Annotated in this window: 13 protein-coding genes; 10 read left to right on the top strand and 3 right to left on the bottom strand. The window is 50.0% G+C overall.

Going from position 1 to position 14,259, the window contains the following annotated elements; genetic code table 11:
• Window positions 1-8 precede the first annotated feature (8 nt).
• On the bottom strand, window positions 9-566 hold the full coding sequence (locus HWI92_RS16210; RefSeq protein ID WP_204657196.1) for a Uma2 family endonuclease: 558 nt from the start codon (window positions 564-566) through the stop codon (window positions 9-11).
• Window positions 567-752: 186 nt separating this feature from the next.
• On the opposite strand from HWI92_RS16210, the gene uxuA reads away from it, so the two are divergent.
• The 4 genes from uxuA to HWI92_RS16230 all read left to right on the top strand — a co-directional run bounded on the left by uxuA (window position 753) and on the right by HWI92_RS16230 (window position 5,151).
• Window positions 753-1,949 carry a mannonate dehydratase gene (gene uxuA / locus HWI92_RS16215; protein WP_229248118.1) on the top strand — a complete coding sequence of 399 codons (1,197 nt, stop codon included), beginning with the start codon at window positions 753-755 and terminating at the stop codon, window positions 1,947-1,949.
• A gap of 10 nt (window positions 1,950-1,959) precedes the next feature.
• Window positions 1,960-2,772: an SDR family NAD(P)-dependent oxidoreductase gene (locus tag HWI92_RS16220; protein ID WP_204657200.1), complete on the top strand. Its 813-nt coding sequence runs from the start codon at window positions 1,960-1,962 to the stop codon at window positions 2,770-2,772.
• Window positions 2,773-2,843: 71 nt separating this feature from the next.
• Window positions 2,844-3,683 carry a ThuA domain-containing protein gene (locus tag HWI92_RS16225; protein WP_204657202.1) on the top strand — a complete coding sequence of 280 codons (840 nt, stop codon included), beginning with the start codon at window positions 2,844-2,846 and terminating at the stop codon, window positions 3,681-3,683.
• A gap of 31 nt (window positions 3,684-3,714) precedes the next feature.
• The gene (locus tag HWI92_RS16230; protein WP_204657204.1) at window positions 3,715-5,151 is read left to right on the top strand and encodes a Gfo/Idh/MocA family oxidoreductase; all 1,437 of its coding nucleotides are present in this window, start codon (window positions 3,715-3,717) and stop codon (window positions 5,149-5,151) included.
• Window positions 5,152-5,302: 151 nt separating this feature from the next.
• Here HWI92_RS16230 and HWI92_RS16235 read toward each other — a convergent pair whose 3' ends face one another.
• Window positions 5,303-6,166 carry an AraC family transcriptional regulator gene (locus HWI92_RS16235; RefSeq protein ID WP_204657206.1) on the bottom strand — a complete coding sequence of 288 codons (864 nt, stop codon included), beginning with the start codon at window positions 6,164-6,166 and terminating at the stop codon, window positions 5,303-5,305.
• A 304-nt stretch (window positions 6,167-6,470) separates the two neighbouring features.
• Between HWI92_RS16235 and HWI92_RS16240 the strand changes: the two genes are divergently transcribed.
• The 6 genes from HWI92_RS16240 (at window position 6,471) to HWI92_RS16265 (ending at window position 12,714) form a co-directional block, all read left to right on the top strand.
• A complete protein-coding gene (locus HWI92_RS16240) occupies window positions 6,471-6,905 on the top strand; it encodes an META domain-containing protein (RefSeq protein ID WP_204657208.1) in 435 nt (144 codons plus the stop codon).
• A gap of 130 nt (window positions 6,906-7,035) precedes the next feature.
• Window positions 7,036-7,854 carry a sugar phosphate isomerase/epimerase family protein gene (locus HWI92_RS16245; protein WP_229248120.1) on the top strand — a complete coding sequence of 273 codons (819 nt, stop codon included), beginning with the start codon at window positions 7,036-7,038 and terminating at the stop codon, window positions 7,852-7,854.
• 202 nt (window positions 7,855-8,056) lie between these two features.
• Entirely contained in the window at window positions 8,057-10,531 is a 2,475-nt protein-coding gene (locus tag HWI92_RS16250; protein WP_204657212.1) for a TonB-dependent receptor, read from the top strand.
• 24 nt (window positions 10,532-10,555) lie between these two features.
• A complete protein-coding gene (locus HWI92_RS16255) occupies window positions 10,556-11,722 on the top strand; it encodes a PepSY-associated TM helix domain-containing protein (RefSeq protein WP_204657214.1) in 1,167 nt (388 codons plus the stop codon).
• 421 nt (window positions 11,723-12,143) lie between these two features.
• Window positions 12,144-12,356, top strand: coding sequence for a hypothetical protein (locus HWI92_RS16260; protein WP_204657216.1), 213 nt, complete (start codon window positions 12,144-12,146; stop codon window positions 12,354-12,356).
• Between the two features lie 82 nt (window positions 12,357-12,438).
• Window positions 12,439-12,714: a hypothetical protein gene (locus HWI92_RS16265; protein ID WP_204657218.1), complete on the top strand. Its 276-nt coding sequence runs from the start codon at window positions 12,439-12,441 to the stop codon at window positions 12,712-12,714.
• A gap of 66 nt (window positions 12,715-12,780) precedes the next feature.
• Here HWI92_RS16265 and HWI92_RS16270 read toward each other — a convergent pair whose 3' ends face one another.
• Window positions 12,781-14,208: a glycoside hydrolase family 125 protein gene (locus HWI92_RS16270; RefSeq protein ID WP_204657220.1), complete on the bottom strand. Its 1,428-nt coding sequence runs from the start codon at window positions 14,206-14,208 to the stop codon at window positions 12,781-12,783.
• Between the last annotated feature and the right edge of the window lie 51 nt (window positions 14,209-14,259).

The following is a 14,259-nucleotide window of genomic DNA, read 5'->3' on the forward strand; positions in this document are numbered from 1 at the left end:
TATGCCTATTAAAAATCAACATCAGCATAAATCTTGCTGACAGGCAGTTCTGCTTTGAAATATGGCAGAAGAATTACCTGATCTATCTGATCATAGAATTCAACATACCAGCGATTTCCTTCACGGATGTAAGCCTCAACCAGACATGTCTCCTGCTCAACAATAAGGTAGTATTGCAAAGACTGTATCGTGCGATATTCATTCAACTTAGTCGTCTTGTCCATTTTAGCAGAGCTTTCCGAGACAACCTCCACAATAAGAAGTGGTTCAGTAGCAAACTTGTGCTGGTTCCCCGATTTTTTAGCGATAAAGAAGTCGGGTATCCGAAAGACCTTTTCTTCCTCGACTCTTAGTTTGACAGCATTTTGCATAAATAGGTATGACCCGTTTTGCAAAAGACCGCGCATGTAGAAATGGATGTTTCCAGCTATTTGATTAGCAGTAATAGTTTCTCCTGACATCTCGAAAATTTCTCCGTTTACGAATTCAAATTGCCCTTCGTGGGTCTCACAGTAGGTGAAATATTCTTCGGGAGTGTACAGGACTTTGTCGATTACCGCTTCCATATCAAATTGTGTTTTATCAAAAATAACGATTTTACACTAAGAAATCTGCCCAGTTATCCTGCGGCAGCCAGCAATTATTCTGCAAAGCAGCATACCCGGTGTATTCCAAAGCCTGTCAGGGAAAGCTATCAGGATCGCGTCTCATGTGTATTCACGAGATTCCAGCATTTTCCTATGATTCATACCATGCGTTGGTTTGGGCCCCACGATCCGGTATCCCTGATGGACATCCGCCAGGCGGGTTGTACCGGCGTGGTGAGTGCGCTGCATCAGATTCCCGTGGGAGATATTTGGTCTGTGGCAGCGATCCGCGAGCGGATTGCATGCATTGAGGCTGGAAACGACCGGTATACGCCCCTGCATTGGCTAGTCGTAGAGAGTCTGCCTGTTCATGAAGCTATCAAAAAAGGCCTGCCTGCCAGGGATTCATACATCCAAAACTACAAACAGTCTCTCCGGAACCTGGCTGCATGCGGCATAAAAACGGTATGCTACAACTTCATGCCCGTGCTCGACTGGTCGCGTACGGCATTGGATTACACCCTGCCGGAAGGACATAAAACCCTCCGGTTTGTGTGGGAAGACTTTGCGATTTTCGACCTGTACATTCTCCGTCGTCCGGATGCCGCCGGGGATTACGACACTGCTACGCAACAAGCTGCTTTGCTGAAACTGAACAGCATGACGAGAGAAGAAACCGAAACCCTTACCAATACAATCCTGCTTGGACTCCCCGGCTCCGAAGAAGCGTTTGAACTGGCCGGATTCCAGGCATTGCTTGATGAATACAGGCACATCGGCGAGGCAGGTTTAAGGGAAAATCTGTATTATTTCATTCACGAAATAGTGCCCCTGGCCCAGGAACTTGGCATGAACCTGTGCATTCATCCCGACGATCCGCCCCGGCCGCTTCTGGGTCTTCCGCGGGTTGTGAGTACTGAAAGCGACCTTATGCAGCTGCTGAAAGCCTGTGATCTTCCGGCCAATGGAATTACTTTCTGCACGGGCTCACTGGGTGTAAGGCCGGATAATGACCTGCCGGGCATGGCAGTGCGCCTCGGCAGCCGCATTCACTTTGCACATTTGCGCGCTACAAAAAGGGAAGCCGACCCGCGTAACTTCCACGAAGCGCCGCATTTGCATGGTGACGCCGACATGTACCGGGTCGTCAAAGCTCTGGTACAGGAGGAACAAAAAAGGCAGCTTTCCGGAGTAGCAACGTCCATACCCATGCGTCCTGACCATGGCTTTCAAATGCTCGACGATTTACATAAAAAAACATATCCCGGCTACTCGGCCATCGGCCGGCTCAAAGGGCTTGCCGAACTGCGCGGCCTTGAACTGGCAATCACCCGCGAATGCTCATCCGCTCAAATGATCTGATCCCATGCTTATGGAAACAAATTCCACCACTCACATCCGCCCGGCTGCCGGTACTACCCTGCAATTTCCGCATGTTTTTTCATTGGAAGGCAAACTGGCCGTTGTTACTGGCGGGGGGAGCGGAATTGGCTTTTACATTGCCCAGTCGCTTGCTCAGGCCGGTGCGCGGGTAGTGCTTACGGGCCGGCGCGAAAGCGTATTGCAGGAAGCAGCAACCGCTCTGGGCAATCATGCGCAGTATTTTGTCAATGATATTACGGACCTGAAATCGCTGCCGCAACTTGTGGAGGATATTGAAAATACGGCGGGAGAAATTGATATACTGATCAACAATGCGGGTGTGAATATGAAAAAACACGCACTGGAAGTGACCGACGAGGATTTTGACCGTATCATACAAACCAACCTGCATGCTGTATTCACGATGACACGTGAATGCGGGAAAAAGATGATTGCACGCGGGCGCGGCTCCATTGTCATGATCACCTCTATGGCTGCATTGTACGGAATCGACAGGGTAGTTGCATACACCGCGTCCAAGTCGGCCGTGGGCGGGATAGTCAAAGCGCTGACTACCGAATTTGCTCCCTACAATGTCCGCGTGAATGCCGTGGCACCTGGTTTCATTGAAACGCCCATGATGCTTACGGCCATGAACGGCGACCCGTCGCGCCGCGACAAGGCAATGGACCGCACACCAATGGGCACCTGGGGCAAGCCGGAAGATGTGGGTTGGGCAACCGCTTTTTTATGCTCGGATGCAGCCCGGTTTATTACCGGCACCACCTTGCCCGTGGACGGTGGAAATTCAATCGGGTTTTAAGGTAGATCACTTTCCCGCCAACGCTTTTTAGCAAACTGACCAAGTATCCACAAGTTTTAGTTGATTCCAAAATGAAAATTAGTATCCCCTATAAGCTGCTGGTTCTTCTTGCCTTAGCATTTTCCCTGACCTGCGCACCTTCCTCTTTTGGACAAAAAATCAAATGGAACAAGGTGCGGGTGCTGGTTTATACTAAAAATGGAAAAGGCTATGTGCATGACAATATCGCAAGCTCGGTGAAAGCGATACAGGAACTTGGCCAGCAAAATGGCTTTGCCGTGGATAGTACCAGCAACCCCGCAAAGTTTACCGACGAAAATCTCAAGCAATACGATGCGCTGATCTTTTCCAATACCAATAATGACGTTTTCGACACCGATGACCAGCGCGTGGCATTGATGCGCTACATACAGGCAGGCGGCAATTTCGTGGGGCTGCACTCGGCCTCAGGTACCGAACGCAAATGGCGGTGGTTCAAGAATATGCTGGGCGGGACGTTCTTCTGGCATGAACCCGGGCAGGCGTTTTCAGTACAGGTACTCGATCCTAAAAATCCCTCGCTGGCACATTTGCCCGCTACCTGGAAGCGCGAGAAAGACGAGTTTTATTTTGTAAAAGAAATGGCCGTAAACCTGACCGTACTGGCCGTAAATGACCATAAAACCATTCAAAAGCCTGAGGGTAAGGCGCTGGATACTTTTGGGACGGTGTTTCCCTCGGTGTGGTGGCATACGTATGATGGCGGGCGGGCATTTTACAGTTCGCTGGGCCATCAGAAAGAAGACTATGAGCGTGAGGATCTCAGAAAGCACATTCTGGGTGCAATTGAATGGGCAATCGGCCCGCAAAAATCCCGCAATTACAGCAAGGCATATGCAAAAACACCCAATGATCCTGTTCGCACAAACTGATCCTGAACATTCACTTTAACCTTTACACACCATGAAATCCACTGACGAAGTAAACCAGCCAAGCCGCCGGTCATTCCTGAAAACCACTGCGGGCGGTACCGCGGGCATTATTGCTGCCTCCATGTTCCCGGCCATTGTACCGGCGAGTGTTTTTGGTAAAAATGCGCCCAGTAATAAAATCCAGATCGGTCAGATCGGCATCGGCCGCATTGCTACCGGTCACGATTTACCGGAGGTCATGAAAAATGATATGGCGCATGTGATGGCCGTAGCTGATCTCGATAAAAACAGGCTTGTGCAAGGGAAAGCCTGGATTGAGAAAAAGTACGCGGATAAGACCGGGAAAGCGGATTATGTGAATGTTAAAACTTACGACAACTATAAAGAACTGCTTGCCAATAAGGAGATCGATGCCGTGATCATCAGCACGCCCGACCATTGGCACGCACAGCCTGCGATGGAAGCCGCAGTGGCTGGCAAGCACATTTACATGCAAAAACCCACTTCGCTCACGATTAAGGAAGGCCGGATGATGGCCGATATGATCAAAAAGAAGAAAGTGGTGTTTCAGCTGGGAAGCCAGCAGCGGTCCATGAATCCCTGGCCACAGTTCAAACGCACCTGCGAGCTGGTCCGGAACGGCAGAATCGGGAAACTGACCAAGGTATACGTGGGTCTGCCAGGCGATCCTGCGGGTGGAAATACCGCCAAAATGCCTGTTCCCGAGAACCTCAACTATGATATGTGGCTCGGCTCGACGCCGGAAGTTTATTACACGCTCGATCGCGTACACTCCCAAACCGACATTAACGACCGTCCGGGCTGGCTGCGGCTGGAACAGTTTGGCGCAGGAATGATCACCGGCTGGGGATCGCACCACATTGATATTGCACACTGGGGCATGGACACGGAGCTCACAGGCCCGCTTGAAATTACGGGCAAGGCCGGCTTTCCGGCACCCGGCTCCGGCTTATGGGATGTTCACGGCGATTTTCTTGTGCATGCTACTTATGCGAATGGAGTGGTGATGGAAATAGGCGGCACCAATCCCAATGGGATCAAGTTTGAAGGTACCGACGGCTGGATATTTGTATCCCGGGGCAATGTGGGAGTGACAGCCTCTGATCCTGTGGCAGCCCAGAGCAGTTCGAAAAACGAAGCTTTCTATGCCAGTGACCCAAAAATCCTGGGGTCGGTGATCCAGCCTAACGAAGTACATTTATACGAAAGTCCCGAGCAGCACCAGAACTGGCTCGAATGCATCCGGAATGGCAAGCAGACGATCAGCCATGCCGAAATTGCCCAACGTTCCTGCACGGCCTGCCTTATTGCGCATACTGCAATGAAGCTTGGCAAAACCTTGAAGTGGAACCCTGAAAAAGAAGAATACATCGGCGACGCGGAAGCAAATGCAACCCTCTCGCGGGTACAGCGGGCACCTTATGGGACGAATTATGTGAAGGGGTGAATAGGGGGGATGGATGAAGGGAGGAAGGATAAAGGGAGGATGGATGAAGGGAGGATGGATGAAGGAAGGATGAATAGAGGGAGGAAGGAGGAAGGGATGAGGGAGGAATAAAACAGGAAAGAGCTTTCGGGGTGGAAGCTCTTTTCTGTTTTTAATAATTACCCTTGTATTCGCGGGGGGTGTGGCCAATGTATTTTTTGAAGTTCCGGTTGAAGTTGGAGAGCGAGTCGAAGCCGCTGTCGTAGGCAATCTGCGCGATCGTCCACTTATCTTCCAGCAGCAGCTTGCAGGCATGCCCAATGCGGATTTCATTTACAAAATCAATGAAGGTCTTGTTGGCGCGTGCCTTGAAGTACCGGCAGAAAGCCGCCTCCGTCATGCCGGCCAGCGATGCAACATCCCCAAGCCTGATCTCCTGAAAAAAATGCTGCAACACATAATTATGGACTTTCTGCATGCGCTCCGTCTCGGACACCTTGTACGTATTGACGTACCCGTAACTCGAAATAGGCTGCCCACTACTGTTGTCGTGTGCGAGCAGATCCAGCAGGGAAAGTAGGCGGATAATGTTTTTAAGTCCGTCTGACCGGGTAAATGCGAGCAGTTGCTGACGGATGTGCTCCCGAAGCTCCCCGCGGTACTCAATGCCTCTTTTTGCCTCTCCCAGGAGCTGCCGCAAGCTCAGCGTTTCAGGCTTATCCAGAAAATCCTTTCCCAGGAAATCTTCCTGGAAGTACACCACAATACCATGCGTCCCCAGGGCCGATCCCGCCTCGAAATAAGCCGGATCGCTCCGCCAGAGATGCGGCACGTCGGGTCCGAGGAATACCGTATCACCCGGCCCGAAAGTCTGGATAGAATCACCGATGAGGCGCTTGCCGGTACCTTCCATTACGGTGAACAGCTGGTAGTGCGGGTGAAAGTGCCAGTTAGGGTCAAAGTGCGGCTCGCGGAGTTCCTGTACCGTCACGGTATGTACCTGGCTTTCTATATTCTTATGAATGGGCGCCTTCATAGGTATACCCTATTTTACCTGAAAATTTAAGATCGTACGCAATATTACATCAAAATACAGTTAATTCCCATCAACAGTACCTGTACTTCGGGCTGTCGCACGCCGCTACTCCATCTGCGGCACTCTGAAAAACGTATAGATTAAACAGTACTGCGGATTTTGTAAAAAGAAAGCAGGCTGATGTGTATGATGCTGCCGCAGGCTGGTATGATCTTTTTACAATATACTGCCCGCTCCGGTTCGTTAACCCGTACCTGAGTAAAATTCCATGCTCTAACCTCTATTTTGAACATTTTGAAAGAATATGAAAAGACTTGTGCTACCGTCGATCTTCTTAGCTGCCTCAGCAGGCATGTTCAGTTGTGGAAAAACAACTACGATCAACAGCAACATGGAGCTTACCGGAAAGTGGGTTCTGGAAAGTGTGGTACAAAATGAAGATACCATCCGCAAGCCAGGCCTGACCAAGGGGCAAATGGAAGTAAGCCTGCTGTTTAAAGACAAAGGTGAGCTGGAAGCCACCTCTTCAACCAACTTCCTGACCGGATATTACGAAACTTCTCAGGACAACGAAATTCAGCTGGGCGGCGGCGGTACCGAGCGGGCCGAAACTTCCTGGGGCGACCTTTTTGTAAATGCCCTACCTGCTGTAAACCAGTACGATCTGTCTGCCGAGAAACTGGTTTTATATTATGAAAACAACAATGCGCTGATTTTTAACAAAGCACGTTTACGATAGCGGGAAGTCAATTTTCAGCCAGTACAAGTCAAATGCAATGAGGTGAATGGTGCTGTTTTATTGTACCATTGCAATCATCAATTACCCTGGCCGCAGCCCGGATCTAATTTGCGCGTAAATGAAATACAGCATGAACCTCCTGCTTTGGGGGAACCAGATTGACGACACTCTTTTTCCTACCCTTGAACTGATCAAAGAAATTGGATTTGACGGCGTAGAGGTACCCATTTTTAATACCAATCCCGAACACTGGTTCAGCTTCCGGAAAAAGCTGGATGATCTGGGCCTGCAATGTGAAACAGACACGATATGTGGCCCGGATACGCACCTGATCAGTCCTGATCCTGCCATGCGCCGAAGCACGATCGATCACCTGAAGAAAGTGCTCGATTGCTCCCTGGTACTGGGTGCCACACGGCTGATGGGTCCCTTCCACTCTGCGCTCGGGGTTTTTACCGGCAGTCCGGCAACGCAGGAAGAGTGGCAGTGGGGCATTGAAGGCATCCGCGAAGTGGCCGACTATGCCGAGTCGCTGGATATTACGCTGGGCCTCGAATACCTCAATCGGTTTGAGCTGTACCTGACAAGCTGCGGCGATGAACTGATCCGGTTTGTAGACGAGGTAAACCATCCCGCCTGCAAGATCATGTTTGATACATTTCATGCCAATATTGAAGAAAAGAACATTGGCGATACGATCCGCAAGGCAGGCGACCGCATCTCATTTATCCAGCTTTCCGAAAACGACCGCTCTACGCCGGGCAAGGGAAATGTGGATTGGGAAGGTATTTTTAAAGCGATCAAAGACATCCGGTACGATGGCTGGCTGAGCATTGAGGCATTCAGCCCCAAGCTGCCGGTAGCCAATATATGGCGTAAAATGTTTGATTCCGAAGAGCAGCTTATGCGTGACGGACTGGCATTTATCAAAGGAAACACCCTGCATTAGCAGGAACCATAAAACATTCGGAAGCCGGCTTCATGCCGGCTTTTTTGTTTATCACCCTTTAAGTTCTTTTCACTTTCTGAAGAGATCATGCTGTTTTTCTAAGGAAATAGCATTGTTCTCCATCTTTCCAAATATGTCTATTTGGCATTAGTCTAAATAGGACTAGATTTGTCCCAACATATTCTTTTCCTGTTTCGGTATAATGAAGCACTGTCTACTACTTCTCCTTCTTCTTTCTGCATTTTCGGGTTTTGCACAAACGGGCGTGATTAAAGGTCAGGTCAAAACCGGGGCCGGCACGCCTGTCGAGTTTGTAAACCTGGTTTTAAAAGGCACAGGCAAAGGTACTGTCACTTCGGTGTCCGGGGATTTTGAGCTTACAGGCATTCAGCCGGGCACGTACCAGCTTGTGGGTACAGGGCTTGGGTTCAGACGTATAGATAAAAGTGTTACTCTCGCATCCGGTGAAAACGTTACAGTGGAACTGACCGCCCTGGAAGACTCACAGGAGCTTCAAACCGTGGAAATAACAGGAAGGCGGGAGACTACTTACAAAAATGACCTTTCATTCATTGCCAGCAAAACAGCTACGCCGGTACGCGAGGTACCGCAGGCAATCAGCTACATCACCAAGGAAGTGATGCGCGACCAGGGGACTTTCCTGATGGGCGATGCAGTAAAAAATATGAGTGGCGTCAACCAGTTTACCTTTTACGACGACCTCACAATACGTGGCTTTCGCATGAATGGGGGCAGTACAACACAGCTGGTCAATGGACTGCGTACGTTTTCGGGTTTCTGGAAGCAGCCGCCGGTCAATTACCTGGAAAGAGTGGAGGTGATTAAAGGTGCAGCCTCCGCATTGTACGGCAATACTTCGCCGGGCGGGACTATCAACCGGGTCACCAAGAAGCCACTGACCACGCCACAGAAATCACTGACATTTTCGACGGGCAGCTTCAATACGCTCCGCATGCTGGCCGACTTTACAGGTCCAATGAATGATAAGGAAACTTTATTGTACAGGATCAATGTGGGCTACAACAATGCGCAGAGCTTCCGCAACCTGCAATTTGACAAAAACATTATCGTAGCACCCTCGGTGTCCTTCCTGCCGACTACCAAAACCCGCATCAACTTTGACATGGTGTACAGCCGCTCCAACAGCCGCCTCGACCGCGGACAGTCGGTGAAAGGCAATGACCTGTATTCGAGCTCTATCAAGACTTCGTTGAATGCGGTCAATGATTATCTGAATGAAGAAACTTACCTGATCACGACTTCGCTCAACCATCAGTTTACCCAAAACACCTCCTTCAACCTGGCCTACCTGCGCACCGGCTACTCCGAAGATCTTCTCGAACACCGCAGCAGCAATGTCAATGGCGTGGACTCGGCGGGAGCACCCATTGAAAACCTGGTGGCCCGGCAGGTTTTTGTGCGCAAAACCAAGTCGTTTATGGATAATGTTTCGCTCTTTTTTAACCACAATTTCAACACGGGTATTGCCGAGCACAAGCTGGTGGCAGGATACGATTTCATCCAGTCCGAAACGCCCAAAGGCTCAGGACAACAAACCGCGAGCGGGTACCTGCTCAAAGCCGGAGGAGCGGCGGCCTACAATGCCAAAACGCCCGAAAAATATGTTTTTTACAACTATACAGAAAATGGCGTAACCCGCAGCATCCCCAGACCGAACATCTCGCACTATGACCTGACTTTGCAAAACAACAACCTGGAAGATCCGACCAAGTACACTTACAATGTTACTGCCAATGCCGCAACTACGCCGGTACAGTACCAGCTGCACGGGTTGTATTTACAGGAACAGGTAAAGATCAACAGGCTGCATGTGCTGCTCGGGCTGCGTTACGATACGTACATTGATAAGAAAAACTACACCAAAACGGATGAAACCAATGTGGTGCAGCACGCATTTCTCCCGAGGATCGGGGCTGTGTACTCCGTCAACAGCCACATCAACCTATACGGAACTTACACCAAAGGATACAATCCGCAGGATGCGACCGTGCAAAGCGATCCACTTTCAGGCGGGCCTTTTGACCCGATCCGGAGCAGTCTGGCAGAGGCTGGCCTGAAAACCGAGTGGCTCGACAGCCGGCTGACTGCCAACCTGTCGTACTATCAGATCAGGCAAACCAATACGCTGTATTCGGCCAATGCAGCCGACAACCCGAACCTTATGCAGCAGATCGGTGAAGAGCAGTCGAAGGGTGTGGAAGTGGATGTTACCGGCAACATCCTGCCCAACTGGAATATCATAGCAACATACAGCCATAACGAAGCCAAAATCACCGATGCCGGAACCCGCGCTGCCGACCAGGTGCTTGTCAATCTGCAGAAACCCAATGCCCCGAAAAATCAGGGAAGCCTGTGGACCAAATACACCTTCACCCTGCCGGCCCTGCGCGGACTCGGGCTGGGTTTGGGAGGAAACTTTGTGACAGAACGCAACCTGTCTATCAACTCTGCACAAACGATCCCTGGCTATACCCTGCTAAATGGGGCTGTGTATTATAAAATCGACAAGTTTCAGTTTCAGGTCAACCTGAACAACCTGACCAACAAGACGTATTGGGTAGGCGGCTATGACTATCTGCGGCTGTTCCCGGGCTCGCCGCGCAACTTTATGGTGACTGTTTCCTATACCTTTTAACCACTGCATGCAAACTCCTGAACCGTGAAAAACATACTGAAACAAATTGCTGCGCAACTGCATTTATGGCTGGGGATGATCTCCGGCCTTGTGGTTTTTGTGGTGGCCCTGACGGGCTGCCTGCTTGTGTTTGAAGAGGAGCTGGAACCGGTGCTTTATCCCGACTTCCATCTGGTGGAGGCGCATGCAACCGAGAGAAGACTGCCTCTGGACCACCTGGCAGGTATTGTTTCGTATAAATATCCCGAGCAGCAAATCCAGCGGATTACGATGGAGCAGGAGCGCGACAGGACGATTGTTTTTAATCTTAAAACAAAGGAAAAAGAGGGCTTCTCCGTGGCGATCGACCCATATACCGGCCGGATCACCGGCGATAGGGATGAGCATGAAGCCTTTTTCAGCGTGGTACTGCGGCTGCACAGGTACCTTTGCCTGGAAGAAACCGGCAAGGTGATTACGGGCATTTCGTGCGTTTGTTTCCTGGTGATCATGATCACGGGACTGGTACTCTGGTGGCCCAACCGCAAAAACCGCAAGCAACGGTTTACCATTAAATGGGGTGCAAAGTTCAAGCGCCTCAACTGGGACTTGCACGCAGTAGCAGGCTTTTATGTACTTCCCTTTATTTTTCTGATTGCATTGACAGGGCTGGTATGGAGCTATCCCTGGGTCAATGAGCAACTGCAAATGGCTTTTGACGGCAAACCTCCTACCAAAAAAGAAGCTCCTGATAATCTGCCGCATGCTAAAAAGGACCAGGCAGTTTTTGAAAAAATATACGCCCAAACGATCCGCGAGCTTCCGCACCGTGGAAGCATCGCGATGACTTTCGGGAAATCCGGCAAGCAGGCTGTTACCGTATCCCGCCGCGACGATGAGGCGGCAGTAGACAACATTGTCAGCTTCCTGTACTTCGACCAAAAAAGCGGCGCGCTGATCAGCCGCAGGCTTTACGAGAACGAAAGCCGCGGCTTCAAAGCCCGCAGACTGGTATTCCCGATCCACACCGGCAGCCTGCTGGGCTGGCCCACCAAAATCCTGGCTTTCCTGGCGGCCCTGGTCGCGGCAACCCTGCCGGTCACGGGGATTGTGATTTGGATTGGGAGGAAGTTTAAGAGTAAAAAGCCGAAGAAAGTGAAGGCTTTATACGGGAAAAAGCGCGTGCAAGCCAAGGTTTTAACCCAGGAGTGATTGTTGCCCGGCAAGTAACCTTTTGATAGCTCCAAAAGCTGGCAGACAATAATACTGTCACCCTGAGCGGAGTCGAAGGGCTTTCAGCGACCACGTTTGTCCTTCGACAGCCCGGCAGCCCGGTCCGCTCAGGGTGACAGTAGCTGATTCTAATTTTTTAGAGCACATTTGAGTTCTTGTGAAAAGCCTTAAAACCAAGCTCAGCCAAAACTCAGCTTAATCGTAGTCTCATTCAAAGATAAAGGTTGGCAGACAATCACACTGTCACCCTGAGCAGACCGGGCCGTCGCGCGGTCGACGGGCAAACGCTGTCGCCAGGTCCCCTTCGACTCCGCTCAGGGTGACAGTGGCTGATCCCAATTTTCTGAAATAACATTTGAGCTCTTGTGGAAAATCTCCACCAAGTTTGTACTTTTGAAGCATGCAAACATTTTCCTCTGTTGAGGAGACGTTTGATTGGTGGCTAAAAAACATCTATCCGACACTTCCGGCAGAAACAAAGGAAGGTAAGTATCGAAATGCATGGCGTGATTACACTTTCAAAAAAGGTATTTCACAAAAGCGTATGAAGGAGATACTGGCTGACTTTGGTGAGATTACTGAAAAGACCATAATCACCTTTAAGTTGAAATAAAAAAATTTGCAAAATTTGTGTGGAGTTTTCCCACCATAACTTCATAGAGGCTACGATATCCTAACTCAAATAAAAGTTAACGATGAACACACTGCAAGATCTGAAAACGAATGCTCATACTCGTATGAAATCTACCTTTGATTGTAATGAAGATGTAATGATTGCACAACAACAGATTATTAAAGAGTTTTTTAGGACAGATAGCAGCGCCGAGATCATCGAGTCGCTGCACATGATGGTAGAAGCATTTCTATTTACGGACAACCTAACACAGGTCACGCCCGAAATGCGCGAGCATATTGTTAATCAATTACGGGTAGCAACATTGATTGCCAAGCTTGACAGAACTTGTACATAGCAGGAAGAGTGTTCCTCTATTTGCATTATGGTAATGTAAAAATCCCCTCTCGGGGATTTTTACATGCTAGTAAACCTTCGCCAGCAAATGCGGGCGTTCCTTTTCTAATTTCAAAATCAACTCCCCAAACAACGTATTCACCCAGGCAAACCAGCTTCGGGTAAATTTTGCGTCGCTGTCTTTGTCGAAAGATTCGTGCATGAAGCCGGTATGGTTGTGCGTGGTTTTGAGCTGTTTGAGCTGCGCCTCGATTTCCTTGTCGTCCGTTGATGTGATCGCGCGTGCAATAATGCCCATCGGCCAGATCTGATCAACCAGCGTGTGCGGACTGCCCAGTCCTTCTCCCGCTTTTCCTTTGAAAAAATACGGATTGGAGTCACTCAAAACATACTTTCTTGTATTAATATAAACCGGATCTTTCACATTCACGGCTCCCAGGTAAGGCAGGCTGATCAGACCGGGAATACCCGCATCGTCCATCAGCAGGTAATTTCCAAACCCATCCACCTCAAATGCATAAATGTCCCCGAACTTCGGATGCGGGTATACCGCATACTTTTTCAATGCACCTTCCACCTCATCGGCCAGCGCCTTAAAGTCCGAGGCCAGCTTGGCATCCTTGCCCGTTTTCTGCAGCATTTCACTGACCTCCCGGAAAGACACCACCGCAAAAAAGTTGGAAGGAATAAAAAACGGATAAACCGCCGCATCGTCGGAAGGCCGGAATGTACTTGCTATCAGACCATTAGGCTTGATCGGATTTCCGTACCCATTGCCCGGTACCGTATCCGTAGACCAGGCCGTCACCCGGCTGAAATGGTACGGACCACGATTTTCCTTGCGCTGCTGTTCTTTGCACGTTTTCAGGATCAACCCCATGGCCTGCGTCCATTCTGCATCGAAAGGCTTGGTGTCGCCGGTCGTTTTCCAGTAATTGTAAGCCAGGCGGATCGTATAGCAAAGCGAATCCAGCTCCCACTTGCGTTCGTGCAGCATCGGCTTCATATCGGTCTGATCCTTGGTCCACTCGCTTTCCTTGGGGCGGTCGTAAAATGCATTCGCATAGGGATCAATCAGGATGCATTTGGTCTGACGGTTGATCAGTCCTGCGACCATATCTTTCAGGTGCTCGTCTTCTTTCAAAAGCGGCAGGTAGGGCCAAACCTGCGCGGTACTGTCGCGCAGCCACATGGCATCAATATCGCCGGTAATCACAAAAGTGTCCGGTTTTCCGTTTACAGGATTGTAGTGGACCGTCGTATCAATAGTATTGGGAAAACAGTTTTCGAACAGCCACGCCAGCTCGGGATCCTTGATCACCTTTTTCATGCGGGTAATGGTGGCTTCCACGGCCTTGCTGGTAAACTTGCGCTTGTCGGCAGCGATGCGCACCACTGGGAAAGTATCGGCATTCCGGGCAAAAGACCATTGCGAGATTGCCGCTCCTGCAACCGCCAGTGCCCCTGTTTTCATGAATGTTCTCCTGGGAACCATAGAAAAGGAAATGTGAGTTTTTGAAAATTTGAATGGGGCAAGTTAGGTAAA

The organism is Dyadobacter sandarakinus (genome assembly GCF_016894445.1).
Lineage (GTDB): Bacteria > Bacteroidota > Bacteroidia > Cytophagales > Spirosomataceae > Dyadobacter > Dyadobacter sandarakinus.

Bases quoted from the DNA above. Each gene is read 5' to 3' on its own strand.
- HWI92_RS16210 (WP_204657196.1), bottom strand. From the start codon at position 566: ATGGAAGCGGTAATCGACAAAGTCCTGTACACTCCCGAAGAATATTTC.
- uxuA (WP_229248118.1), top strand. From the start codon at position 753: ATGCGTTGGTTTGGGCCCCACGATCCGGTATCCCTGATGGACATCCGC.
- HWI92_RS16220 (WP_204657200.1), top strand. From the start codon at position 1,960: ATGGAAACAAATTCCACCACTCACATCCGCCCGGCTGCCGGTACTACC.
- HWI92_RS16225 (WP_204657202.1), top strand. From the start codon at position 2,844: ATGAAAATTAGTATCCCCTATAAGCTGCTGGTTCTTCTTGCCTTAGCA.
- HWI92_RS16230 (WP_204657204.1), top strand. From the start codon at position 3,715: ATGAAATCCACTGACGAAGTAAACCAGCCAAGCCGCCGGTCATTCCTG.
- HWI92_RS16235 (WP_204657206.1), bottom strand. From the start codon at position 6,166: ATGAAGGCGCCCATTCATAAGAATATAGAAAGCCAGGTACATACCGTG.
- HWI92_RS16240 (WP_204657208.1), top strand. From the start codon at position 6,471: ATGAAAAGACTTGTGCTACCGTCGATCTTCTTAGCTGCCTCAGCAGGC.
- HWI92_RS16245 (WP_229248120.1), top strand. From the start codon at position 7,036: ATGAACCTCCTGCTTTGGGGGAACCAGATTGACGACACTCTTTTTCCT.
- HWI92_RS16250 (WP_204657212.1), top strand. From the start codon at position 8,057: ATGAAGCACTGTCTACTACTTCTCCTTCTTCTTTCTGCATTTTCGGGT.
- HWI92_RS16260 (WP_204657216.1), top strand. From the start codon at position 12,144: ATGCAAACATTTTCCTCTGTTGAGGAGACGTTTGATTGGTGGCTAAAA.
- HWI92_RS16265 (WP_204657218.1), top strand. From the start codon at position 12,439: ATGAACACACTGCAAGATCTGAAAACGAATGCTCATACTCGTATGAAA.
- HWI92_RS16270 (WP_204657220.1), bottom strand. From the start codon at position 14,208: ATGGTTCCCAGGAGAACATTCATGAAAACAGGGGCACTGGCGGTTGCA.